The sequence below is a fragment of the Bradyrhizobium sp. SRS-191 genome, from assembly GCF_024586915.1.
In the GTDB taxonomy this organism is placed as follows: domain Bacteria; phylum Pseudomonadota; class Alphaproteobacteria; order Rhizobiales; family Xanthobacteraceae; genus Bradyrhizobium.
In genome coordinates this window covers 318,532-341,589 of record NZ_JANBVS010000003.1, presented here as the reverse complement: position 1 = coordinate 341,589, position 23,058 = coordinate 318,532, and the positions used below count along the sequence as shown (strand labels likewise).

The 23,058-nt window shown below is 67.5% G+C and carries 20 protein-coding genes; 9 read left to right on the top strand and 11 right to left on the bottom strand.

All coding sequences use genetic code 11. The features are described 5' to 3' along the window. Window positions 1–32: 32 nt before the first annotated feature. Window positions 33–917, bottom strand: a complete 885-nt coding sequence (locus NLR35_RS08325; RefSeq protein ID WP_257166060.1) for a metallophosphoesterase — start codon at window positions 915–917, stop codon at window positions 33–35. 124 nt (window positions 918–1,041) lie between these two features. Between NLR35_RS08325 and NLR35_RS08320 the strand changes: the two genes are divergently transcribed. The 3 genes from NLR35_RS08320 to NLR35_RS08310 all read left to right on the top strand — a co-directional run bounded on the left by NLR35_RS08320 (window position 1,042) and on the right by NLR35_RS08310 (window position 3,814). Continuing rightward, a complete protein-coding gene (locus tag NLR35_RS08320; protein WP_257166059.1) occupies window positions 1,042–1,557 on the top strand; it encodes an NUDIX domain-containing protein in 516 nt (171 codons plus the stop codon). 48 nt (window positions 1,558–1,605) lie between these two features. Further along, complete coding sequence (locus tag NLR35_RS08315; RefSeq protein ID WP_257166058.1) at window positions 1,606–2,538, top strand: glycosyltransferase family 2 protein; 933 nt, start codon at window positions 1,606–1,608, stop codon at window positions 2,536–2,538. A gap of 103 nt (window positions 2,539–2,641) precedes the next feature. Beyond that, complete coding sequence (locus NLR35_RS08310) at window positions 2,642–3,814, top strand: M20 aminoacylase family protein (protein WP_257166057.1); 1,173 nt, start codon at window positions 2,642–2,644, stop codon at window positions 3,812–3,814. On the opposite strand, the gene NLR35_RS08305 is transcribed toward NLR35_RS08310, so the two are convergent. The 4 genes from NLR35_RS08305 to NLR35_RS08290 all read right to left on the bottom strand — a co-directional run bounded on the left by NLR35_RS08305 (window position 3,772) and on the right by NLR35_RS08290 (window position 8,566). Beyond that, window positions 3,772–4,842 carry an AraC family transcriptional regulator gene (locus tag NLR35_RS08305; protein WP_257166056.1) on the bottom strand — a complete coding sequence of 357 codons (1,071 nt, stop codon included), beginning with the start codon at window positions 4,840–4,842 and terminating at the stop codon, window positions 3,772–3,774. The two genes, NLR35_RS08310 and NLR35_RS08305, sit on opposite strands and share 43 nt — an antisense overlap. 145 nt (window positions 4,843–4,987) lie before the next feature. After that, entirely contained in the window at window positions 4,988–6,394 is a 1,407-nt protein-coding gene (eat, locus tag NLR35_RS08300; RefSeq protein WP_257166054.1) for an ethanolamine permease, read from the bottom strand. Then, window positions 6,387–7,169, bottom strand: coding sequence for an ethanolamine ammonia-lyase subunit EutC (gene eutC, locus NLR35_RS08295; protein ID WP_257166053.1), 783 nt, complete (start codon window positions 7,167–7,169; stop codon window positions 6,387–6,389). The genes eat and eutC overlap by 8 nt, the downstream gene beginning before the upstream one ends. After that, window positions 7,166–8,566 carry an ethanolamine ammonia-lyase subunit EutB gene (locus NLR35_RS08290; protein ID WP_257166052.1) on the bottom strand — a complete coding sequence of 467 codons (1,401 nt, stop codon included), beginning with the start codon at window positions 8,564–8,566 and terminating at the stop codon, window positions 7,166–7,168. Before NLR35_RS08290 ends, eutC begins: the two co-directional genes overlap by 4 nt. 244 nt (window positions 8,567–8,810) lie before the next feature. Between NLR35_RS08290 and NLR35_RS08285 the strand changes: the two genes are divergently transcribed. Beyond that, window positions 8,811–9,323 (top strand): GNAT family N-acetyltransferase, encoded by a 513-nt coding sequence (locus NLR35_RS08285; protein ID WP_257166051.1) that lies wholly within the window; start codon window positions 8,811–8,813, stop codon window positions 9,321–9,323. A gap of 225 nt (window positions 9,324–9,548) precedes the next feature. Here NLR35_RS08285 and NLR35_RS08280 read toward each other — a convergent pair whose 3' ends face one another. From NLR35_RS08280 to NLR35_RS08255, 6 genes are all read right to left on the bottom strand, one after another. Then, window positions 9,549–11,876, bottom strand: coding sequence for a TonB-dependent receptor (locus NLR35_RS08280; RefSeq protein WP_257166050.1), 2,328 nt, complete (start codon window positions 11,874–11,876; stop codon window positions 9,549–9,551). Window positions 11,877–12,038: 162 nt separating this feature from the next. Then, window positions 12,039–12,410: a DUF2946 family protein gene (locus NLR35_RS08275; protein ID WP_257166049.1), complete on the bottom strand. Its 372-nt coding sequence runs from the start codon at window positions 12,408–12,410 to the stop codon at window positions 12,039–12,041. A 205-nt stretch (window positions 12,411–12,615) separates the two neighbouring features. After that, window positions 12,616–14,679: a hypothetical protein gene (locus NLR35_RS08270; RefSeq protein ID WP_257166048.1), complete on the bottom strand. Its 2,064-nt coding sequence runs from the start codon at window positions 14,677–14,679 to the stop codon at window positions 12,616–12,618. A gap of 145 nt (window positions 14,680–14,824) precedes the next feature. Next, a complete protein-coding gene (locus tag NLR35_RS08265; RefSeq protein WP_257166047.1) occupies window positions 14,825–17,647 on the bottom strand; it encodes a DUF4159 domain-containing protein in 2,823 nt (940 codons plus the stop codon). Further along, entirely contained in the window at window positions 17,644–18,567 is a 924-nt protein-coding gene (locus tag NLR35_RS08260; protein WP_257166046.1) for a DUF58 domain-containing protein, read from the bottom strand. The genes NLR35_RS08265 and NLR35_RS08260 overlap by 4 nt, the downstream gene beginning before the upstream one ends. Beyond that, the gene (locus NLR35_RS08255; protein ID WP_257166045.1) at window positions 18,567–19,565 is read right to left on the bottom strand and encodes a MoxR family ATPase; all 999 of its coding nucleotides are present in this window, start codon (window positions 19,563–19,565) and stop codon (window positions 18,567–18,569) included. The genes NLR35_RS08260 and NLR35_RS08255 overlap by 1 nt, the downstream gene beginning before the upstream one ends. A gap of 277 nt (window positions 19,566–19,842) precedes the next feature. Between NLR35_RS08255 and NLR35_RS08250 the strand changes: the two genes are divergently transcribed. The 5 genes from NLR35_RS08250 (at window position 19,843) to NLR35_RS08230 (ending at window position 22,943) form a co-directional block, all read left to right on the top strand. Then, window positions 19,843–20,445 carry a DUF1285 domain-containing protein gene (locus tag NLR35_RS08250; protein WP_257166044.1) on the top strand — a complete coding sequence of 201 codons (603 nt, stop codon included), beginning with the start codon at window positions 19,843–19,845 and terminating at the stop codon, window positions 20,443–20,445. Window positions 20,446–20,453: 8 nt separating this feature from the next. Further along, the gene (locus NLR35_RS08245) at window positions 20,454–21,116 is read left to right on the top strand and encodes a CoA pyrophosphatase (protein ID WP_374940796.1); all 663 of its coding nucleotides are present in this window, start codon (window positions 20,454–20,456) and stop codon (window positions 21,114–21,116) included. Next, a complete protein-coding gene (locus NLR35_RS08240; protein ID WP_257166042.1) occupies window positions 21,113–21,376 on the top strand; it encodes a DUF6111 family protein in 264 nt (87 codons plus the stop codon). The genes NLR35_RS08245 and NLR35_RS08240 overlap by 4 nt, the downstream gene beginning before the upstream one ends. Then, window positions 21,373–22,626 (top strand): CCA tRNA nucleotidyltransferase, encoded by a 1,254-nt coding sequence (locus NLR35_RS08235; protein WP_257166041.1) that lies wholly within the window; start codon window positions 21,373–21,375, stop codon window positions 22,624–22,626. The genes NLR35_RS08240 and NLR35_RS08235 overlap by 4 nt, the downstream gene beginning before the upstream one ends. Before the next feature lie 125 nt (window positions 22,627–22,751). Then, window positions 22,752–22,943 carry a hypothetical protein gene (locus NLR35_RS08230; protein WP_257166040.1) on the top strand — a complete coding sequence of 64 codons (192 nt, stop codon included), beginning with the start codon at window positions 22,752–22,754 and terminating at the stop codon, window positions 22,941–22,943. Window positions 22,944–23,058: the final 115 nt, after the last annotated feature.

Sequence of the window (23,058 nt, the reverse complement as noted above, 5' to 3'; positions counted from 1 at the left end):
TTTTCCGATTGGATCATGCGCAAACAAACGGCTCAGAGCAAACGGATCTGACGGATCTCGCGCACACGCCGCGCATCGTTGACGGCGCGCACGGTCATGTCGCAGCGCCAGTGGTTGCCCTCGGGCGCGACGGCGAAGATGTTGTAGGCGGCGGCCGGCGTGTGGCCGTGCGCGATCGAGGACGCCGAGGGCACGCCGACGACGGGAATCTTGCGCTCGGGGCCGTCGATCCAGATCGTCGAATGCATGTGATCATGGCCGTGCAGCACCAGCTCGACGCCGTGACGCGCAAGCAGCGCGATCAGCTCCTTGGAATCGATCAGCCGTTTCATCCGATTGGCCGAGCGCAGCGGATGATGCACCAGCAGCACGCGAAACAGCGGCTCATGCGCGATGGACTCGAGCAACTGCTCCAATGCCGCGAGCTGCGCGCTGCCGAGCCGGCCGGTCGCCATGAATGGCGCGGACGGCACCGCCGAGGACAGGCTGATCAGCGCCAGCGGACCGCGCCGGCGCAGCGAAGGGAACGTCGCGGGACCCTCGGCGTCGCCGCCGAAATAGGCGGCGAAGCTCTCGGCGAAGCGCAGCCGCGTCGAGCGCACATAGGCGTCGTGATTGCCGGGAATCGCGGTGACCTTGTCAGACGGCCCGACCGTCTTGAGCCAGGCCAGGGCGAGCGGGAATTCGGATTCCAGCGCGAAGTTCACGAGATCGCCGGTGACGGCGATCTGGTCCGGCATCTGCGTGTGCAGGTCGGAGATGAGCAGGTCGAGGATATCGCGGCGGTGATATTTGTAGCGGTTGCGCGTCCAGTTGAGATAGCCGAGCGCCCGCTTGCCCGCGAGCTCGGACAGCCGCGGCCGGTGGACCGGCGCGAGATGTGGGTCGGACAGATGGGCAAGCGTGAAGGCGGCCATCATCGCTCCCGGCGCCGATGGCGGATGCGTGCGCGCGCAACGGTCATGTCGTGCTATCCCTCATGCTGGCGCTCTCATGGCAAGCCCGGCCTTCGAGCGCAAGACCAACCGGGGATGACGCGATTTGACGACAACACAGCTCAGCAGGTTGCGGATCCGGTTCGAGCCGGTGCTCCGGCGCGGATTCCACCTTTATTGGCGCTTCGCCAGGGGCATGACGCTCGGGGTCCGCGGTGTGGTGCTGGACGCCGAGAACCGCGTTTTCCTGGTCCGGCACGGCTATGTCTCGGGCTGGCACCTGCCGGGCGGCGGCGTCGAGGTCGGCGAGACGTTTTTGCAGGCGCTGGAGCGGGAGCTGTTCGAGGAGGGCCGGATTGCGCTGGAAGGCGAACCGGAGCTGCACGGCATCTTCCTCAACAGCCACGTCTCGCCGCGCGACCACGTCGCCGTGTTCGTTATCAAGAGGTTTACGCAGGACCGCCCGCCGGAGGCCAACCACGAGATCGTCGAGACCGGATTCTTCGCGTTCGACGCTTTGCCGGAGGGAACGACGCTGGGCACGCTGTCCCGCCTGCGCGAGGTGCTGGATGGCGTTAAGATCATTCCGACATGGCGGCCCCAAGGCGCCGGCTCATTATGAGATTCTGCACCGAATGCGGGCACTCTCCCGGCCATGGGAGACGGGTTCATGAGCTCACAACCGATGCGGATCGCCGTCCTGGTGCCCTGCTACAATGAAGAGGCGGCGGTCGCGACCGTGGTCCGCGACTTCAAGCAGGCGCTGCCGACGGCTGTCGTTTACGTCTATGACAACAATTCCAAGGACCGTACGGTCGAGGTCGCGCGCGCGGCCGGCGCCGAGGTCCGCAGCGAGCGGCGGCAGGGCAAGGGCCACGTCGTCCGGCGCATGTTCGCCGATATCGATGCCGACATCTACGTGCTGGTCGACGGCGATGCGACCTATGACGCGCCGAGCGCGCCCGGCATGATTGAGCGCCTCGTGAGCGAGCGGCTCGACATGGTCGTGGGCCTGCGGGTCGACCAGGAGCAGGCGGCGTATCGCATGGGGCATCGCACCGGCAATTGGATGCTGACGAGCTTCCTTGCCGAAGTGTTCGGCCAGGCCTTCAAGGACATCCTGTCCGGCTACCGCGTGTTCTCGCGCCGCTTCGTCAAATCCTTCCCCGTGCTGTCCGACGGATTCGAGATCGAGACCGAGCTCACGGTGCACGCCCTGGAGCTGGCGTTGCCGGTGACCGAGGTCGCAACCCCGTATTACGCGCGTCCCGAAGGCTCCGTCTCCAAGCTCAACACCTGGCGCGACGGCTTCCGCATCCTCAACACCATCCTGAAGCTGTATCGCTCGGAGAAGCCGCTGCGTTTCTTCACCGCGATCGCCATCTTCCTGGCGCTGGTCTCGATCGGCTTCGCGATTCCCATCTTCGTCACCTTCATCGAAACCGGGCTGGTACCGCGGCTGCCGACGGCGGTGCTGTCGATGGGCCTGATGATCATGGCGCTGCTGTCGGCCTCGTCGGGCCTGGTGCTCGACACCGTGACGCGGGGGCGCCGGGAGATGAAGCTGCTGGCCTATCTCTCGCAATCACCGGTCGGAGGCTGATGCTGGGTCCGCAAGGGCGGCATCACGGGGCCGGAGCTTGTGTCCGACGGTCGTTCCGGCCATGGTTCGCGCTGGCCCACGTCCAACGAGAACATCATCTCCCATGCCCATCCTGAACAGCATCGCCGCGCTCACCGACGATATGGCGGCCTGGCGCCATGATTTTCATGAACATCCGGAGCTGATGTACGAGGTGCACCGCACCGCCGGCATCGTCGCCGACCGCCTGCGCGAGTTCGGCTGCGACGAGGTCGTGACGGGCATCGGGCGCACCGGCGTCGTCGGCGTCATCCGCGGCCGCAAGTCGGATTCGGGCCGCATCATCGGGCTGCGCGCCGACATGGATGCGCTGCCGATCGAGGAGACGTCGGGCGTGCCCTATGCCTCGAAGACGCCGGGCCTGATGCATGCCTGCGGCCATGACGGCCATACCGCGATGTTGCTCGGCGCCGCAAAACATCTCGCCGACACCCGCAATTTCGATGGCACGGCGATCGTGATCTTCCAGCCCGCCGAGGAGGGCGGCGCCGGCGGCAAGGCGATGGTCGACGACGGCCTGATGACCCGCTGGGGCATCCAGGAAGTCTACGGCCTGCACAATGCGCCTGGCGTGCCCGAGGGCGTGTTCGCGCTGCGCCCGGGCCCGATGCTGGCATCATCCGATCAGCTCGAGATCACCGTGCATGGCAAGGGCGGTCACGCCGGCGCCGGCGTCCACAAGGCCGTCGACAGCGTGCTGATCGCCGCCCACATCATCACCGCGCTGCAGTCGATCGTGTCGCGCAACGTCGATCCGATCAAGTCGGCCGTCATCTCGATCTGCATGGTCGAGGCCGGCAAGGCGATGAACGTCATCCCCGAGACGGTCGAGCTGAAGGGCACCGTGCGCACGCTCGATCCCGAAGTGCAGGATCTGGTCGAGCGCCGCATCGCCGAGGTTGCTGATGGCATCGCCCGCACCTATGGCGGCACGGCGACGACGAAATACACGCGGCTCTATCCGATCACGATGAACCACGCGCGCGAGACCGGCGTCGCCGCCGATGTCGCCCGCGACGTGGTCGGCGCCGAGCGCGTCGTCGACAATGCTCCGCCGCTGATGGGCGCGGAGGATTTCGCCTTCATGCTGCAGGCCCGCCCCGGCGCCTTCGTCTTCCTCGGCATGGGCGACGGCAAGGACTGCCACCATCCGGCCTATCGCTTCAACGACAACATTCTCGGCCACGGCGCGTCTTATTGGGTGCGGCTGGTCGAGAAGACGATGCCGGCGGAGTGACGCCAGCGCCGCGGGCTGCAGCCGGCCCACCGCGCGAAGGCGCGGGAGAACGCGGAGGCCTCGGAATAGCCGAGCAGGAAGGCGACATCGCCGAGCGGCAGATGCGCCTGACGGAGATAGTGGCGGGCGAGATCGCGCCGCGTCGCCTCGACGAGATCGGAGAAGGTCGCGCCGAACTCGGCCAGCCGGCGCTGCAGGGTCCAGGACGTCGTCGACAGCGCGTCGGCGACCTCATCGAGGTGGAGCGGCCCGGCCGCCAGCCGCCGCCTGATCTCGCCGCGGACGAGATCGAGGAACGCCGGCGTGCCGCACGAGCCGGCGACGCCGGCGAGATCGCTCGTCAGCCGCTGCAGGCGTGCCAGATCCGCCCCGGGCATCGCGCGGTCCAGGCCGCGGTCGCGAAACACCAGGGCGTTGGTGCCCTGCGACCAGCCGACATCGGCGTCGAACGCCGCCTCATGGTCGCGCCATGTGGCGGGCCGGGCGTGCTCGAACAGCACCATCTCGGGCGCCCAGCCCGACGGCAGGCAGGCGCGGAAGACGTTGGCGAACATGCCCATCGTCAGCTCCGCGTCCTGCCGGCGATCGACGATTGAGCCGTCGAGAATGCGATATTCGAGCCGGAGCAAGCCTTGCCGGCGGATGAGGCGGGTCTCGGTCGCCTGCTGGTGCCAGGGAAACCACAGCGCGAGATGCTCGATCGCCGCCCCCAAGGTCGGGGCTGCCAGCGCGATCTCGCCGATCAGGCCGAGCATCTGCGGCTGATAGCGCTGGCCGAACCACAGGCCGAAATTGTCGTTGCCGGTCTCCTGCGCGGCGTCCTCCATCATCGCGACGTAGTCGGCGAGGTCGAGCGCGCGGCGGGTCTGGCCGAGGCATTCCGCATCGATGCCGATGCGCTCGAACACCGCTTCCGGGCGGCCTCCGGTCTGCGCGATGAAGTCGGCGACGCCGGTGGCCGCGGCTGCCAGGATGTTCCGGCTCCGGTCACGCGGATGCTGGCCGCCGTCTGCAGAATGATGTGCCATGAGATCCTCGCCTTTGAGGACATATGCCGTCGGTTCACACCTCGTAGTTATGCAAGTCACGTGCCTGCCGAAGCAGGTTGTCGAAAACCCTCCGCTGGAGACGCGGAGGGCTCTCGCCTCATTGCCGGATCTTGCGCGGGCTGAATCAGTCGGCCATGGCGCGGGCTTCGGTCAACGCGATGTCCAGCAGATTGTCATTCGCCACATTGCCGCGCTTGCCGGCGGTCAGACGATAGAGCAGCAGGCCCGTGGCGAACAGCACCACGAAGGCCGCGAACACCTGCAGGTTGAACCAAATCATCGTGAGCAGCGACAAGCTCGCGCACACAAGCGCCACCCCCGGAAGCACCGGATAGAGCGGCGCCTTGAATGGCCTGACGAGATTGGGCTCGGTGGCGCGCAGCCGGAACAGGGCGGCCATGCTCATGATGTACATCACGAGCGCGCCGAACACGCTCATGGTGACGATGTTGGCGGTCAGCGTCTGCCCGGCGAACTGGATCAGCTCGTCGGAGTAGATCGCGGCGATGCCGATCACGCCGCCGGCGATGATCGCCCAATGCGGCGTGCGGCAGGTCGGATGCAGCGCGGCGAGCTTGGCCGGCAGGAAGCCGGCGCGCGACAGCGCGAAGATCTGCCGCGAATAGCCCATGATGATGCCGTGGAACGAGGCGATCAGCCCGAACAGGCCGATCCACACCAGCATGTGCAGCCAGCCGGAATTCTCGCCGACCACGATCTTCATCGCCTGGGGCAGGGGATCGTTGATGTTGGCGAGCTTCGACCAGTCGCCGACCCCGCCGGCCATGATCATGGTGCCGAAGGCGAGGACGACAAGAGTGAGGATGCCGGCGATATAGGCGAGCGGAATCGTCTTGGTCGGATTCTTCGTCTCCTCGGCGGCCATCGCCGCGCCTTCGATGGCGAGGAAAAACCAGATCGCGAACGGGATCGCCGCGATGATGCCGCCGAGGCTCGCAAGTGAGAACGTGTTTTCGCCGGCCCAGCCATTGGCGGCGAAATTGGCGAAGGAGAAGCCGGGCGACACCACGCCCATGAACACCAAGAGCTCGGCGATCGCCAGGATCGTGACGAACAGCTCGAACGTCGCCGCGATCGAGACGCCGGCGATGTTGAGCGCCATGAACACCAGATAGGCGCCGAGAGCGGCGGTCTTCGGCGACAGCCCCGGAAACTGGACGTTGAGATAGGCGCCGATCGCGAGCGCAATGGCGGGTGGTGCGAACACGAATTCGATCAGGGTCGCGAAGCCCGCGACGAAGCCGCCGAGCGGGCCGAAGGCGCGATAGGAATAGGCGAACGGACCGCCGGCATGGGGAATTGCGGTGGTCAGCTCGGTGAAGGAGAAGATGAAGGTCGTGTACATCACCGCGATGAAGATCGTGGTGACGAGGAAGCCGAGCGTGCCGGCCTTGTCCCAGCCATAGCTCCAGCCGAAATATTCGCCGGAGATCACGAGCCCGACCGCGATGCCCCAGAGATGGAGTCCGGTCAGGCTCTTCGAAAGCGTCGGTTTGGTCTCGTCACTCATGGTCACGCGCTCCTGTCGGTTTGTGATGGATGATGGGTGTTGGCGATGCCGTGGTCTCGAGCGCGGCGTCCGGCGCCGCCTCCTTGAGGCCGATGCCGGTCACGCCGAGGCGGAGCGCCTCACGCACCAGCCAGGCGAGCTTGTCGGCGGCGCGGTCGGCCGAGAGGCCGTGGCCGTGAATGTTCGAGATGCAGTTGCGCGCGCTGTCGCGCAGGCCCGGGGCAGGGTGCAGCGTCAGATACACGCCGAGCGAATCCGCGGCTGACAGCCCCGGACGTTCACCGATCAGCACCGCCACCAACCGGGCGCGCATGGTGGCGCCGACATCGTCGCCCAGCGCCACGCGGGCCTGCGAGGCCAGCACGATCGGGCCGATGGACAGGCCGGCAAGCCGCGCCACGGTCGCGATCACGAGGCCGGCCGCATGGCTTTCAACGGCGTCGGCCGACAGCCCGTCGGCGATGACGAAGACGACATCAAACGGACCTGACGGCAGCTTCGACGCTTCGCCCGCGGCGAGCCGGCGCCCGAGGTCGGGCCGGCGCAGATAGCTGGCGCGGTCCGGCGCGGCGCTCGTGACTTCGATCACGTCGCGCGGCGCGAGCGCCTCGGCGATGCCGTCGAAATTGACTTTGCCCCACACCGCGTCACGCGCCAGCGCATGCGCCATCTGGAATTCCAGCTTCGCCGCCGTCGGCAGCCCGTCGCCGGCGCGCCCGAGTGCGACGCGGGCGCGCGTCATCCGGCGCAGGAGTTCGAACGGATCCTCCCTCATGCGCGCGCCCCCTGGCCGATCAGCCGGGCCACGGCCGGCGCGCTGTCGGGCAGGGGCGGCACGCGGCCGCTGTCGTCGAGCAGGCCCATCCGCGCCAGCCACGCCTCGAACTCCGGCGCCGGGCGGCGGCCGAGCAGGTGCCGCAGCCGCATCACGTCGTGGTGCGACAGGCTCTGATAGTTGAGCATGATGTCGTCGGCGCCGGGCACCGCGATCAGGAAGTTGACGTTGGCGGCCGCCAGCAGCAGCGCCAGATCGTCCATGTCGTCCTGATCGGCCTCAGCGTGGTTGGTGTAGCAGACGTCGCAGCCCATCGGCACGCCGAGCAGCTTGGCGCAGAAATGATCCTCGAGGCCGGCGCGGATGATCTCCTTCGCGTCGTAGAGATATTCCGGACCGATGAAGCCGACGACGGTGTTGACCAGCAGCGGCGAGAACGCGCGGGCGACCGCATAGGCGCGGGCTTCGACGGTTTGCTGGTCCAGGCCGTGATGCGCATCGGCCGACAGCGCCGCGCCCTGTCCTGTCTCGAAATACATCACGTTGCTGCCGATCGTGCCGCGCTTCAGCGACAGCGCCGCCTCCTGCGCCTCGGCCAGCAGTGCCAGCGTCACGCCGAAGCCGGCATTCGCGGCCTCGGTGCCGGCGATCGACTGGAAAACGAGATCGAGCGGCGCGCCTCTCTCGATGGCCTGGATCGAGGTGGTGACGTGGCTGAGCACGCAGGACTGCGTTGGCACCTCGAATGTCAGCCTGAGCTCGTCGAGCATCGTCAACAGGTGGATGCAGGCCTCGACATTGTCGGTGGCGGGATTGATGCCGATCACGGCGTCACCCATGCCGAACAGCAGGCCATCGAGCGTGCCCGCGGCGATCGCCTGGGGATCGTCCGTCGGGTCGTTGGGCTGCAGCCGCGACGACAGCCGGCCGTGCAGACCGATGGTGGAACGGAAGCGCGTCACAACGCGGCACTTGGCGGCGATGGTGATGAGGTCACCATTGCCGCACAGCTTTGACACCGCGGCCACCATTTCCGGCGTGAGGCCCGGCGCGAGCGCGGCAAGCCGCTCGGCATCCGCATCCCACGCCATCAGCCATTCGCGCAGCTCGCCGACGGTCAGGCTGGCGACGGGCGCGAATGCGGCTGCATCGTGGCTGTCGATGATCAGGCGCGTGACCTCGTCGGTCTCGTAGGGGATCAGCGGCTCGTCGAGGAAGCGCCGCAGCGGCACGTCGGCCAGCGCCATCCGCGCCGCCACGCGCCGTGCCGCGCTGTCGGCTGCGATGCCGGCCAGCTCATCGCCGGACCGACGCGGTGAGGCGCAGGCCAGCAGCGTCCTGAGATCTTCGAACACATGAGTTTCGCCGCGATGGCGCGCCCGGAATGCACCCGTCATCTTCGACCTGCCGCTCGTGCTGCGTCAGAGCGGTCCCCGCGGCCACGACGGCGGCCGCAACGCTCATGACCGGACGCAGGTTATGCGAAGCGTTGTGGGGAAACTTGACATCTCAGCACAATCTTCGGTCAGGCGGTGTGAATGCTCAGAAAATCAGCATGCCGGCGCGGCGGACGATTGCCGTCAGCCCGGGGCTTCCACGCCATGGACCGCGCCGTCGCGGGATGCTATCCCGCCACCCCACATGAGTGACCTTTCCATTACGATCTCCGCGGAGAAGCCGGGCGATGCGCAAGCCATCGAGCGGCTGCATGAGCGCACCTTCGGTCCCGGCCGTTTCGTGCTGAGCGCCTATCGGCTGCGCGAGCATGTCGACCATCTGCTCGAATTGTCGTTCACCGCCCATATCGGCACCTTGCTGGTCGGCTCGGTGCGCCAGCTGCCGATCTGCGTCGGCGACACCAAGGCGTTGATGCTCGGTCCGCTGACCGTCGAGCCGCCGTTCCGCAAGCACGGCATCGGCCGCTTGCTGATGGAGCGCTCGATCGCGGATGCGCGCACGCAGGGCCACCGCTTCATCCTGCTGGTCGGCGACGCCGCCTATTACACCCGCGTCGGCTTCAAGCCGGTGCCGAAGGGCCGGGCGACGATGCCGGGTCCGGTCGACTACAGCCGGCTGCTGGTGAATGAACTGGTCGAGGGCGCGTTCGAGGGCGTCGAAGGCGAAATCCGGCCGGATTGGGACTACGCGAAGTAGGTCGCGCGAAATCTTCTGTAAAAGCTAGCACTCTTGCCTCGCGCACGCTGCGCTCCCTCTCCCCGTTCTTCACGGGGGCGCGACGAGCTTCGCTCGAGCTGAGAGGGTTGGGGGGGAGCCGCACGAGTGGTGTGCGTGGTGAGACCTGTACCCCCTCACCCGTATTGCATCGTTCGATGCAATCCGACCTCTCCCCGCAAGCGGGGAGAGGTGAAGATGGCGAGATCAGAACTTCAAATTCGCAAAAATCCGCACGCCGATGCCGGGCAGCAGCACCTCGTCCTTGGTGTAGGACACGGAGTTGCGGATCTTCTCATTCAAGAGATTGTTGCCGACCATGCCGACCAGCATCTCGCGCGCTCCGAACATGTTCGGATCGAGCTTGGTGCGATAGCTGACCTCGGCTTTCAGCAGGTTGTAGCCCGGCGTCGGTGTCTCCGCGATCTGCGCCACGTCGTTCTGTGCGAAGGCGTGCAGCAGGTTGATCCGGGTCAGCCAGTTGGCATCGCGCCAGAACACGCCGCCGCCGACGCGCATCGGCGGGATGCGCGGCACGTTGGTGCCGTCCGGGAAGGTGGCGCGGACGACGTCGAACTGGTTCTCAATGCCCCAGATGCCGGTGCCGAGCTGGGAGACATCGTACTGGCTCTGGAACTCGAAGCCGCGGAACATCGCGTTGCGCTGTGAGTAGACGGCTTGGTTCAGCGTGGTGCCCGTCGTGCCGCAGGAGGCGAAATCATCATCACACATCACGCCGGTCAGCCGCCGATAGATGAAGTTGCTGAACTGCGTGTAGTAGGCGGTCGCCTCGAAGCGGAACGGACCGGTCGCCTTGCGCAGGCCCGCCTCGACGGTCTTGGCGGTCTCGATCGTCAAGTTGGGATTGCCGATGTCGAAGGTCGCTGTCGCGTCATGGCCGCCGCGCGAGAACAGCTCGGCCGCCTTCGGCGCGCGCTCGACATATTGCGCGGTGACGCTCGCCACGAGATCGCCGGGCAGGTTCTGCAACAGGCCGACGCTGGCGCTCTTCGGCGTGTAGGACGGATTGCGCGCGATGTTGGCCTGAGGCGTGCCGTCCGGCAGATAGTCCCCCGGGAAGTTCGGCGTCGAGCCGTTCAGCGAGACATGCTCGATGCGGCCGGCGATCTGCGCCTTGGTCGAGGGCGTAAACGCAAGCTCGTTGAAGACGTAGCCGGCGACGCGGTTGTTGGTGTTGGGGCCGAACAGGCCGTTGAACACCGAGCCGGGATTGTCGGGACTCGGCGCATTGAGTTCCTGGTGCCCGGCCTGCACGCCGTAGGCGGTCGTCAGCGTCGCGAAGCGCAGATTGACGGGCATCATCTGCATTTCGACGCGAATTTCCTGCTCGCGGTTGGTGAAGGTCTGACGCACGCCGTCGGTGGTCGGATCGGTCGTATCGGCCAAGCCGATCTCGTTGTGCCGATAGTCGGTCGCCCCGGCCCAGAAGCGGATCGCGTCGATGGCCGCGGAGTCGGGCCGGTACTCGCCCTTCGCGGTGATCTTGGTCTGGTGCGCGTCGATCCGGGTGCGGCTGTCGGCGCCGTCGATGCCGGGGATGTGGTAGAGCGCATCGGTCTGCTGGATCGCAGCTCCAATGAAGCCGCCGGTGAAGAAGTAGCTGCCGCCGATCGAGGCGCCATCGTTCTGTACGGCCGAGTTGGGCTGGCGGCCGTTCACGGGGCGGGTCTGGTCGAACCGGTAGGGATAGCCGGGGATCGCATAGTCGCCGGTCTTGCGGCCATAGGCGTCGGCGTGGAGCGCAAAATTGCCGCCGCCGGCGTCGAGCAGCACGCCGCCTTCGACGCCACGATCGACCGAGCTGACGGAGGTGCGCGTCTCCGCGGTGACGCAAGGCGAAGCGCCCGCGGCCGGCGCGCTCGCCGGCAGGCCGTAGGTCTGAAATGGCGTGGTCGAGCAGGTCGGCAACGCCTGCGGAATGCGGTTGTTGGTGGCGCTGACGACGCCTCCGATCGAGGTCGAGCCGTAGCGCAGCGCCGCCGGGCCGCGGACCACTTCGATCTGGTCGCTGGTGAGCGGATCGATCGGCACGAAATGATCCTCGCCGAGGTCGGATGCGCCGCCGCCGCCGATGCCGTTCTCGACGATGCCGACGCGGTTGACGTCGAGGCCGCGGATGATCGGCCTGCTCGAGGCGCCCGGTGCGAAGCTCGATCCGGTGATGCCCGGCTTGGAGTTGAGGAGATCGCCGAGCGTGGCCGCGCCGGAGCGGCGAAGCTCCTCGTTCGGCACCACCGTGACGGTCGCGAACTGGTCGGTCACGATAGGCGTCACACCCTGCTGCGGCGAAGGCGGCGCGGTCTGAGCCTCGCGTGACGGCGCCGGAGCGCGGGTGCCGCGGCCGGCAACCCGTGCCGTGGGATTGGGCCGCGGCACCACCGGCTTGCGGGCGCGGATCGGGCTCGGTGCCGTCACGTTGACCTCCGGCAGCTCTGCCGCCGCCGGCTTGGGATCATCGGCACGCGCGGTCGCGCCCAAAACGCACAACATGGCTGCGACGCTGCAGCCCGACATCAAAGCTCTCGGCAACATTCTTCCATTCCTGATCCTGATCAGGCGTCCCACATGGTCTGTTTGCTGGTGGGATGCGCCTGCCGTCGCTGGGCGACGGGTCCATTCCTGCACGCTGCAGGACGCGTGTGAGCGCACCCATTGCAGCGTCTTGAGCGGCTCGGATCAGGCGAGGGGAGGAGCGCGCGGCTGGAAGGCGGCGTCGATGACGACTGCCGCGAGAGCGACCGTGATCGCGTCGGGGAGACGAAACGCGACGGATTCAGGAAGCGTGAGAACGGGGGCCGGCGACAGCAGGATCGACTGCGCCATCGCCATGACGGCGCAGATCGCGCAGCCGTCGGCGGAGGGTTGCTGGTCGGGATCCTGGCTTGCGGGTGCGGAGCCGGTGTGAGCCTGCGCGGTCGTAACGCGGCCGCCGTCGGCAATTTGTCCGGCGAGCCAATGCACGTGGCCGAAAGCGAGCGCGAATTGCAGCAGCAGCGCGAACAGCGCCAGCCGCGCGCCACCCTTCATGTTCGCGCGAAACCAGCTCATGGCCAGCTCTGGCTCATGTCGATCCGGCTCATGTCGATTGGCCACCCCGTTCAGCTGAGCAGCTCAGCCGTTGTTACAATGTAACATCGCAAGGGGGCTTCTTGCCGTCAATCGGGACGCTGCGGAGGCTACGCGGAATCGGAGCCATTGTGCTCTTCGCGCCACGTTGCCCGCACCACAAGGTGCGGGCTTCACACTTTGGGCCTTAGCGTCCCTCGCGAACCCAGGTCGCAGCGAGCGCGCCGAGCAGCAGCAGCAGGCCGATCACGCCGGCAAACATCGGCAGCACGCCGACGCCCTTGACGACGCTGGCGTCGCGCATCCGCACGCCCATCCAGCCATCGCCGCTGAACGAGGTCGACGACTTGACGGGCACGATGCGCGGCATGTCGAGGCTGGAGCCGTCGGCGATGCGGCGGGCGTCGCCGCCGGTCGCCTGCGCCAGCGGCTTCAACGTCTCGGTGGTCGAGGTGACCTCGGAGAATTCCTTCGGGTTGGTCGGGCCGACATTGATCAGCGCCTTCAAGGTGCCGTCGGTCGCCTGCCACAGGCCAAGCTCGTTGGCGGGCAGGGTCGCGCGCCACTCGCCGGGATCGCCTTGGGCCAGCGTGAGTTCGCGCGTCTGGCCCGACGGCGAGGTCACGGTCACCGGCGGCACGGTGTCGCCCATGGTCTGCCTGACGACGGCGAGGTCCTTGCCCTGCATCTGCAGGCGCAACGCTTCCTCGTCCAGATCAGGCTGCTGCATCAGCCAGTGCGACATGCGCCGGAGCAGATCGAGATGCGGGCCGCCGCCTTCATAGCCGCGCGCCCATAGCCAGATGTGATCGGACAGCAGCAGCGCGACACGGCCGGCGCCGAAGCGCGACAGCAACAACAGCGGCTTGCCGTCGGCGCCGGTCATGACCGGCGGGCTGACGGCGTTGCGCGTTTCGACGGTGCGGAAGAATCGGCTCCAGCGCGGCGGCTCGGTGCCTGAGCCTTCCAGCCCGCGCGTCACCGGATGGCGTTTTCCGGCATCCGAGAGATGCGCATAGAACGGCTTCTCGGTGACGCCGACGGGTTCGGCGGGCAATACCGAATCGAGCGGCGTGCGCCAGATGCTGGTGTTCGACGCGTAGTCCGGTCCGGCCGAGACCAGCACGGCGCCGCCATTGCGCACATAGCGCGCGATGTTGTCGAAATAGGCGATCGGCAGCACGCCCTGGCGGGCGTAGCGATCGAAGATGATCAGCTGGAATTCGTTGATCTTCTGCTGGAACAGCTCCCGGGTCGGGAAGGCGATCAGCGACAGCTCGTTGATCGGCGTGCCGTCCTGCTTCTCCGGCGGCCGCAGGATCGTGAAGTGGACGAGGTCGATGCTGGCGTCCGACTTCAGCAGGTTGCGCCAGGTGCGCTCGCCGGAATGCGGCTCGCCCGACACCAGGAGCACGCGCAGCTTGTCGCGTACGCCGTCGATCGACACCACCGCGCGGTTGTTGACGAGCGTCAGCTCGTTGTCGAGCGGCGAGGCCTCGATCTCGACGATGTTCTGGCCTTCGTGCTTGACGTCGACGTCGATCTTCGACGTCTGACCGCTGGTCATGGTGCGTTCGCTGATGACCTCGCCGTCGCGGCGGACCACCACCTTGGCGTTGGCGCCGGTGACGCCCTGATCGTCGAGCCGGAAGCTGATGGTCTGCGGCTGGCCGACGATGCCGAAGCGGGGGGCTGCTGTGATCGCGACGCGGCGGTCGCGCTCGGCCTTCCGCCCGGTGATCAAGGCCTGTAGCGGTGCCTGAAAGCCGAGCGCGGCCATGTTGCCGGGAATGTCGTGCACGCGGCCATCGGTGATCAGGAACGCGCCGGCGACGCGATCGACCGGGACGTCCGACAGCGCCGACGTCAGTGCGCTGAACAGATGGGTGCCGTCGGTCTCGCCGTCAGCCTGGCCGGCATCGACGACGCGCACTTCGAGACCCTTGATCTTCTTCAGGCTGTCGACCAGCGCTTCCTGGCCCGCCTGCGTCTGCTTGGTACGGTCGCCGAAATTCTGGCTCGGGCTCTTGTCGACGACGACGGCGGCGACCGAGGTGAGCGGCTCGCGGTCTTCGCGCGTGAACTGCGGATTGGCCAGGGCGAGCGCGATCAGGGCCAGCGCCGCGACGCGGATCCAGGCCGAGCGCGAGCGGCTGATCAGCAGCAGCGCGGCGATGACGGCGATCGCGCCGATCGCGAGCCACAGCACAACAGTCGGAACCAGAGGCGTGAACGCGATGCCGTAGTTCATGAGGCAAACTCGCAGTTGTCTTCGTCACGGCCGGCCTTGTGCCGGCCACCCATGTCGAGCGGAGTCCGCTGAGCGACGTGGATGGCCGGGTCGAGCCCGGCTATGACGGCTGTGGGGTTTGCGCGACCTGCGCGCAAAAATGACGTCACTGCCCGAGCCGTTCGATCAGGGCCGGCGCGTGCACCTGGTCGGCCTTGTAGTTGCCGGTCAGCGTGTACATCACGATGTTCACGCCGGCGCGGAAGGCGAACTCGCGCTGGCGCGGCTCGCCCGGCACCATCGGCAACATGGCCTGGCCGTCGGGACGGATCGCCCAGGCGCCGGCCAGATCGTTCGAGGTGATGATGATCGGCGACACGCCGTCGCCGCCGCGCGCGGGCCGGGTGGCGCTGTCTTCGTCCTCGTCCTTCGGCAGCGCCTCGACCCAGGTCTGGCCCGCGGTGAAGCGGCCGGGGAAGTCGCGCAGCAGATAGAACGTCTTGGTCAGCACGTGCTCGCGCGGCACCGGCTCGAGCTCGGGCACGTCGAGCGAGGAGAGGATCTCGCGCAGCGACTGCATGCCCGGCGTCTGCTGCGCGCCGTTCTCGCCCGGAGGCGCCTCGACCGCGTCGCGGGTGTCGAAGATCACGGTGCCGCCCTGCTTCATATAGGCGTCGATCTTGTTGATCGCGTCCTGCGGCGGCTTCGGCGCGCCGGGCACGATCGGCCAGTAGATCAGCGGGAAGAACGCGAGCTCGTCATGGGCGGGATCGATGCCGACGGGATCGCCGGCCTCGAGCGCGGTGCGCTGCGCCAGGAACAAGGTCAGCCCGGTCAGGCCGGCCTTGACGATGGAATCGACGTCGGCATTTCCAGTCACGACATAAGCGAGCCGCGTCTGCGACACCGCGCGCATGGCGAAGTCGTCGCTCGCCGCATCGGCACGCGCGCTTGTCGGCATCGCGATCGCCATCACCGCAGCCGTGGCGAGGAGGGCAAAGGCGAGAACGGCCGTCGCCGGACGGCGGCGCCGGATCAGCGCCGCCAGCGCGCCGCCGAGCAGGGCGACGATGACGGCATCGATCAGGAACAGCAGCAGCGCCGTCGAGAGCAGAATGCCCCGGAGATCACGCGGCTCGGCGGTCGTGTAGCTGGCGCGCTTGGCGCGCAGCGTCGAGGTGTCGAGCTGCAGGATGCGATCGGAGGGGCTGAGTGTGTTCACTGCGGTCGGTCCGTCGGCAGGGCCATAGAAGCCGGGTGGATGATCCAGGGAGGCCCTGTCGTTGAAATCGGCCGGCAGCGGCTTGGCGGTCGAAGGCGGCGGTCCGAAGGCGCCGAAGCCGTCGAGGATGTGCAGCGGCGCCAAGGTCGCCTTGGCGGTCTCGCCGGCGGGACCCGGTCCCGGCGTCGAGGTGTAGCCCGACATGTCGACGATGCGGCGGAGCATCTCGACCATCGCGCCGGACATCGGCAGATCCGACCATCGCATGTCTGCGCTGACATGAAACAGCGCGATCAGGCCCTTGCCGCGATGCTCGCCGGTGACGAGCGGCGTGCCGTCCTCGAGCGAGGCCCAGCTCTTGGTCGCGAGCACGGCATCGGGCTCGGCCAGAACTTGCCGATTGACGGTGACGTCCTTCGGCACGGTTATGCCGGCGAACGGGCCGTCGGCCGCGAAGGCGGCGAGATGCTGCGGCTTCTCCCAGGTCAGGCTGCCGCCGAGCGTGCGGCCGCCGTGGCGCAGCTTCACCGGCACGAGGTCGTCGTCGCCTTGCGCCAGCCGCGGACCGGCGAAGCGCACCAGCACGCCGCCATTCTCGATCCAGCCGTTGAGGCGGTCGCGCAGCTCCGGCGACAAGGTGCCGACATCGGCCATCACGATCATCGGCACTTTCTGATCGAGGAACTGCGTGATGACCTGCTGCGGCGCGCCGCGATCGCCCAGCCGGAGATCGGCGAACGGCGACAGCGCGCGCGTCAGATAGAAGGTCGGCGCCAGCAGCGGCTGCGCGGTGTCGCTGGTCGCGCCGGAGACGATGCCGACGGCGCGGCGGCGCCAGCGCTTGTCGAGCAGCTGCACGGCGCCCGCCGAGCGCTCGCCCGCGATCTCCAATCGCGTGATGTCGTTGCGTAGCTCGACCGGCAGATCGAAGCTCGCCTCGGCGTCATGCGCATTGCCGGTGAAGCTGAATGGCGCCTCGCCGAGCGGCGAGCCCTTGGCGTCGAGCGCGCGGACGATGCCGCCGGGCACCGAGAGATCGGCGCGCAGCACCTTGACCGTCATCTTGGCGGCCGCGTTCTCCGCGCCGGCGAGCGCCAGCGCCGAGGTCGTGCCGCCTTCGAACACGGTCAGGCTGCGATCGCCGATGGTCTTGGCGAGCCCGGTGACGAACTCGCTGCCGCGACCGGGATCGACGCCGTCGGTGAACCACAGGATCTCGGCATCGCCCGTCGCTTTCAGGAAACGGTCGAGCTGCGGCAGCGCATCGGCGCGCTCGGTCGTGTAGGCCTTGGGCGCGATCTGGCGCAGCGCGACGCGCGCGGCACCAGCCGGCATCAGCGTGAGATCGCGCGCGGGCTCCGACAGCGGCAGCAGCGCGACGCCGCGGCGGTCGGCATCGGCATTGGCGATGATCTCGTCGGCGGCCTTGATGCGGGTCTCCCAGCTCGCCGCCGCGCTCCAGCTGTCGTCGAGCAGCAGCACCAATGGCGCCTTGCTCCCGACCGCCTCCGTGCGCGGATTCCAGATCGGGCCGGCTGCCGCGAAGATCACCAGCGCTGCCGCGATCAGGCGCAGCAAGGTCAGCCACCACGGCGAACGCGACGGCGTCTCTTCCTTCGGCGTGATGTCGAACAACAGCCGCGTCGGCGGAAACTCGATCCGCCGCGGCCGCGGCGGCATCACCCGCAACAGCCACCACAGCACCGGCAGGCTGATCAGTCCGGTCAGCAGCAGCGGCTCCGCGAACGACAGCGGCAGACCCATCATGCGCGCAGCCCTCCGCCAAGCTTGCTCGTCGTCATGCCGGCGTGGAGGAACAGCAGCAGCTCCGCCGCCGAACGGCTGGTGGTGTGCGTCGTGAACAGCCAGCCGAGCTTGCCGGTCTCGGCGCGGATCTGGTCGCGATGCAGCGCGACGCGGGCGACATAGTCCTGCGCCCAGCTCTCGGCGCGGCCGGCGGTGATCACCTCGCCGCCCTCGGGCTCGACGAATTCGACGCGGCCGGAATAGGGGAAGGTCTCCTCGGCAGGATCGACCACCTGCACCATCGTGCCGTGGGCGCCCGAGGCGGACAGGCCGGCCAGCATGGTGCTGATCTCGGGAATGGGTGACCAGAAGTCCGACAGCACGACGATCTCGGCGAGCGCCGACGGCACGAAGGACGGCGGCAGGCTCGGCCGTGCAGCTTCGTCATGCAGCATCGCCTGCGCGATCCGGTCGATCACGTTGCGGCTCGCGGTCGGATTGAGCAGGCCGGGAATGCCGACGCGTTCGCCGCCCGCGACCAGAAGCTCAGCCAGCGCGAAGGTCACGATCAGCGCCCGTTCCAGCTTGCTGTCGCGCGCGCCTTTGGAGGCGAACGCCATCGAGGGCGAGCGATCCGGCCAGATCCACACGGTGTGCGCGGCTTCCCATTCCTGCTCGCGGACATACAAATGGTCATCGCGCGCCGAGCGGCGCCAGTCGACGCGCTGCGACGGCTCCCCGGAAACGAAGCGGCGATACTGCCAGAAGCTCTCGCCGGAGCCGGCGCGTCGCCGGCCATGCAGGCCGTGGATGACGTTGGCGGCGATCTGTCGGGCTTCCAGCACCAGGCGTGGCAGAGAAGACGCCAGCGTCCGGCTTTCGCCATCGGCACGCCGGATCGCGAGAATCTCCTTGTCGGCGTGCCCCGGTGCTGTCGCCATCAACCGATCCGGCTCTTCAGCTGCCGGATCACGTCCGGAATGGTGCGTCCCTCGGCACGGGCCGGGAAGGTCAGCGCCATGCGGTGCTTCAGCACGGGTTCGGCGAGATCGAGCACGTCATCGATCGACGGCGCGAGACGGCCGTCGAGCAGCGCGCGGGCGCGCACGGCCAGCATCAAGGATTGGCTGGCGCGCGGGCCCGGGCCCCAGGCGATCAGCTTGCCGGCCTCGCCGGCCTCAGGGCCGGGACGCGCCGAGCGCACCAGCGACAGGATGGCCTCGACCACGGAATCGCCGACCGGCAGCCGGCGCACCAGCCGCTGCGCGGCGATCAGCGCGTCCGCGGTCATTGCGCCCTTGGCCGCACTTTCCTGCGCGCCGGTGGTCTCGAACAGGATGCGGCGCTCGGCGTCGCGATCGGGATAGTCGACGTCGATCTCCATCAGGAAACGGTCGAGCTGCGCCTCGGGGAGCGGATAGGTGCCTTCCTGCTCCAGCGGATTCTGGGTCGCCAGCACATGGAAGGGCTTCGGCAGGTCGTGCCGGGCGCCCGCAACGGTGATGTGCTGTTCCTGCATGGCTTGCAGCAGCGCCGACTGCGTGCGCGGGCTGGCGCGGTTGATCTCGTCGGCCATCAGAAGTTGTGCGAATACCGGGCCGGCGATGAAGCGGAATGAGCGCTTGCCGACGGTGCTCTCGTCGAGCACTTCGGCGCCGAGGATGTCGGATGGCATCAGGTCGGGTGTGAACTGCACGCGCTTGGCGTCGAGGCCGAGCGTGACGCCGAGCGTTTCGACCAGCTTGGTCTTGGCGAGGCCGGGGACGCCGATCAGCAGCGCGTGGCCGCCGGACAGGATCGTCACCAGGGTGTTTTCCACCACGCGGTCCTGGCCGAAGATGACGCCGGAGATCGCCTCCTTCGCTGCGCGGATCTGACCGGAGACCTGTTCGGCCGATCGGACGATCGCATCCTCGAGCTTCTCGGCGTTCTCAGCCATTCCCGTCGCTCCTTCTGCCCCGCATCTTCAGCTTGCCGATTCAACCTGTCGACCGACGTTCCGCTCCAGTTTGTCAGAACGCGGCTGCCAATCTATGCGAAGGCGCTGTATTCGTTGAGTTAAACTATCCCCATATTATCGGCATTCCGGGGTATTGACGGCATCACGATATGGCGACCTTACATGACGTGCACGGCCGCCTGGAACTTTTGCACAGACGAGCGCGATAAAATCTTGCACCAATCGTGCCAAGGCGAACGCAAACTCAGGGCAAACCATGGCGAAGCAAGGGCAGAGCACCGACAACGGACTCGATCGGCTGACATCAGCCGCAACGCAGGCCGGCACGTCCGGAAAAGGCCTGCCGCCGGTGCATCTGTGGAATCCGCCCTTCTGCGGCGATCTCGACATGCGAATCGCCAATGATGGTAGCTGGTACTACATGGGCACGCCAATCGGCCGCCCTGCGCTGGTCCGGCTGTTCTCGACCATTCTGAAGCGCGAGGGGGACCGCTATTTCCTGGTCACGCCGGTCGAGAAGGTCGGCATTCGCGTCGATGATGTCCCCTTCATGGCCGTAGAAATGCGGAAGGAGCCCGATGCGCAGGGTGCGCGCCTCAACTTCCGCACCAATGTCGACGATTGGGTGTCCTGCGATGCCGAGCACCGGCTGCGCTTCGAGCCGGGCGAGAGCGGCGGGCTCACGCCCTATCTGCATGTTCGCGCCGATCTCTGGGCCAAGGTGACGCGGGCGCTCTACTATGAGCTTGTTGACATGGGTGAGGAGCGGGTGATCGATGGTGCCGTCATGTTCGGGGTGGAGTCGTCAGGCGCGTTCTTCCCCATGGCCAACGCAGAAGAGGTGAGGGCGGCGCTTTGAACGAGCCCATGGTGGCGAGGACCAGGACGGCCGGGGTGAGTTCGGCCGAGTTCTTTGCGCGCGGCCGGGAACGGCTGCGCTTCGACGTTCCGCAGGCGCTGCTCGATCCCGAGGTCATTCCGACCAGCGGCGATTCCGGCACCGATCGCATGCTCGAGATCATCGCCCGCGAGCAGCCGATCCGGCCTGCGGCGGTGCTGATCGCCGTGGTCGATCATCCCGAGCCCACCGTGCTCCTGACCCAGCGCTCGCCGAACCTGTCGAGCCACGCCGGCCAGATCGCCTTTCCCGGCGGCAAGATCGACGTCACCGACGCCACGCCGCTGGATGCGGCCCTGCGCGAGGCGGAGGAGGAGGTCGGGCTCGACCGCGGCTTCGTCGACCCGATCGGCTATCTCGACGTCTATGGCACGGCCTTCGGCTTCCGCATCCTGCCGACGGTGGCGCGGGTGCGGCCGGGGTTCTCGCTCAAGATCAACGAAGGCGAGGTCGACGATGCCTTCGAGGTGCCGCTCGCGTTCCTGATGGATCCCGCCAATCACCAGCTGCATTCCAAGGAATTTCGCGGCATGGAGCGCTCTTATTACGCGATGCCGTTCGCCGAACGCTACATCTGGGGCGCAACCGCGGGCATTCTTCGGGTGTTGTACGAACGGATCTATCTGTCATGATCCGAGCCGTGTTGACGGAAATCGGAATTTTCCTCATTCCTTTTGCTGTCTATGTGCTGTTCTTGCTCGCGACCAGATCGGGGTTGTTGGTGCCCGCCCACTGGCCGCTTCATGTGGTTGCAAAATTGACGGTGGCGGCGCTGGTGTTGGTAATTGCAAGTCTGCTCCTGGTTGTCGCGTTCTCCGGCGCGCCGCCGCGCTCGACCTATGTCCCGGCCCACGTCGAGGACGGCAGGCTCGTTCCAGGGGTCGAGAAATGATCGGCGCGCGGGTGCTGCATGCGCCCTGGCTCTCCTCCGGTCCGGCCGCGCGCGTGCTCGCGCTGCTCAACTGTGACGGTGAGGAGGCGCGCGTGGTCGGCGGCGCCGTGCGCAACGCGCTGCTCGGCATTCCCATCGGCGACATCGACATCGCGACCACGGCCTTGCCGGCCGAGGTGATCCGGCGCGCCAAGGCCGCCTCGATCAAGAGCGTGCCGACCGGCATCGACCATGGCACCGTGACGCTCGTGCTCGACGGACATCCGTTCGAGGTGACGACCTTGCGCGAGGACACCGAGACCTTCGGCCGCAAGGCCAAGGTCGAGTTCGGTCGCGACTGGGTCGGTGACGCACATCGGCGCGACTTCACCATCAACGCGCTGTCCGTCGGCCCCGATGGCGTCGTGCATGATCATGTCGGCGGCCTCGCCGACATTGCGCGACGCCGCGTGCGCTTCATCGGCGATCCCGCCCAGCGCATCGCCGAGGATTACTTGCGCATCCTGCGCTTCTTCCGCATCCATGCGGCGTTCGGCCACGGCGCGCCCGATCGCGACGGTTATCTTGCCTGCATCGCCGGACGCAGCGGGCTCGCGACGTTGTCGGCCGAGCGGGTGCGCATGGAGATGCTCAAGCTTCTTGTCACCGACGGCACGGTCGGCGCGGTCACCGCGATGACCGATGGCGGGTTGCTGACATCGCTGCTCGGCGGCGTCGCCTATCTCGGCCCGTTCGCGGCGATGATCGACATCGAGCGCGAGCTGGACCTGCAGCCGAGCCCGGTCCGCCGTCTTGCCGCGCTCGCTGTGGCCGTCACGGAAGATGCGCGCCGGCTCGGTGCGCGGCTGAAGCTGTCCAACGCAGAGACCAAGGCGTTGGACGGCATGGGCCACCGCTGGTGGCGGTTTGCCTCCGCCGACGAGGCGCGGGTGCGGCGGCTGCTCTATCGCCTCGGCGAGACCGTCTATCGCGACCGCCTGCTGCTCGGCTGGGCGCGCACCGGGCGCGATCGCGATGACCCGCGCTGGCGCGAGCGCGCGCTGTTGCCGCAGCGGTTCACGCCGCCGAAATTGCCGCTGAAGGCGGCCGATTTCATCGCGCGCGGGGTGGCGGAGGGTCCGCTGCTCGGCCACGTGCTCACGCTCGCCGAGGATGCCTGGCTCGCCGCCGACTTTCCGCTCGACGAGGCATCGCTGAACGCGATCGCCGACCAGGCCGCCGCCCGCGTCAACCGCGACGGACGTTCCTGACGAGGTGCGGGCGGGGCCAGGCCCCGCCGATCGGCTCTACGCGACCCCAGCGTGATATCGAGGAGTTATCGGCTTGACGGATGTTATGTTATAACATAGCTCCTCGACGGAGCCAGGGAGTCTCCATGACCAATCACGACATCACCGCCAGCCGCCGCATGGAGCTGCCCGACGCGCCGAGCGGGAGCGCGCCGGCGAGAGCGTCAGGGGAGATCGTTCGCGGGGTCGATTTCAGGGCGAAGCGCCGCGAGAGGATCTACGATCCCGAGAGGATCTGGTCGGGCGAGCATACGGTGCAGGACTACACGGAGCTTTGAGGCGATTGCGTCCGGCGTGCGCGCAGAGCTGTGGCCGTCGCGGGTCATGCCGAAAAATTGTGGGGCAAGCCGGTCGATCCGGCCGTGCGCGGGGTTGCGCAGCCACGGCATCTCG

Coding starts and splice junctions, on each gene's coding strand:
- eat (WP_257166054.1), bottom strand. CDS start 6,394: ATGAGTGACGAGACCAAACCGACGCTTTCGAAGAGCCTGACCGGACTC.
- NLR35_RS08290 (WP_257166052.1), bottom strand. CDS start 8,566: ATGACGGGTGCATTCCGGGCGCGCCATCGCGGCGAAACTCATGTGTTC.
- eutC (WP_257166053.1), bottom strand. CDS start 7,169: ATGAGGGAGGATCCGTTCGAACTCCTGCGCCGGATGACGCGCGCCCGC.
- NLR35_RS08250 (WP_257166044.1), top strand. CDS start 19,843: ATGGCGAAGCAAGGGCAGAGCACCGACAACGGACTCGATCGGCTGACA.
- NLR35_RS08260 (WP_257166046.1), bottom strand. CDS start 18,567: ATGGCGACAGCACCGGGGCACGCCGACAAGGAGATTCTCGCGATCCGG.
- NLR35_RS08230 (WP_257166040.1), top strand. CDS start 22,752: ATGACCAATCACGACATCACCGCCAGCCGCCGCATGGAGCTGCCCGAC.
- NLR35_RS08240 (WP_257166042.1), top strand. CDS start 21,113: ATGATCCGAGCCGTGTTGACGGAAATCGGAATTTTCCTCATTCCTTTT.
- NLR35_RS08305 (WP_257166056.1), bottom strand. CDS start 4,842: ATGGCACATCATTCTGCAGACGGCGGCCAGCATCCGCGTGACCGGAGC.
- NLR35_RS08315 (WP_257166058.1), top strand. CDS start 1,606: ATGAGCTCACAACCGATGCGGATCGCCGTCCTGGTGCCCTGCTACAAT.
- NLR35_RS08265 (WP_257166047.1), bottom strand. CDS start 17,647: ATGATGGGTCTGCCGCTGTCGTTCGCGGAGCCGCTGCTGCTGACCGGA.
- NLR35_RS08235 (WP_257166041.1), top strand. CDS start 21,373: ATGATCGGCGCGCGGGTGCTGCATGCGCCCTGGCTCTCCTCCGGTCCG.
- NLR35_RS08255 (WP_257166045.1), bottom strand. CDS start 19,565: ATGGCTGAGAACGCCGAGAAGCTCGAGGATGCGATCGTCCGATCGGCC.
- NLR35_RS08325 (WP_257166060.1), bottom strand. CDS start 917: ATGGCCGCCTTCACGCTTGCCCATCTGTCCGACCCACATCTCGCGCCG.
- NLR35_RS08275 (WP_257166049.1), bottom strand. CDS start 12,410: ATGAGCTGGTTTCGCGCGAACATGAAGGGTGGCGCGCGGCTGGCGCTG.
- NLR35_RS08310 (WP_257166057.1), top strand. CDS start 2,642: ATGCCCATCCTGAACAGCATCGCCGCGCTCACCGACGATATGGCGGCC.
- NLR35_RS08270 (WP_257166048.1), bottom strand. CDS start 14,679: ATGAACTACGGCATCGCGTTCACGCCTCTGGTTCCGACTGTTGTGCTG.
- NLR35_RS08245 (WP_374940796.1), top strand. CDS start 20,454: ATGGTGGCGAGGACCAGGACGGCCGGGGTGAGTTCGGCCGAGTTCTTT.
- NLR35_RS08280 (WP_257166050.1), bottom strand. CDS start 11,876: ATGTCGGGCTGCAGCGTCGCAGCCATGTTGTGCGTTTTGGGCGCGACC.
- NLR35_RS08285 (WP_257166051.1), top strand. CDS start 8,811: ATGAGTGACCTTTCCATTACGATCTCCGCGGAGAAGCCGGGCGATGCG.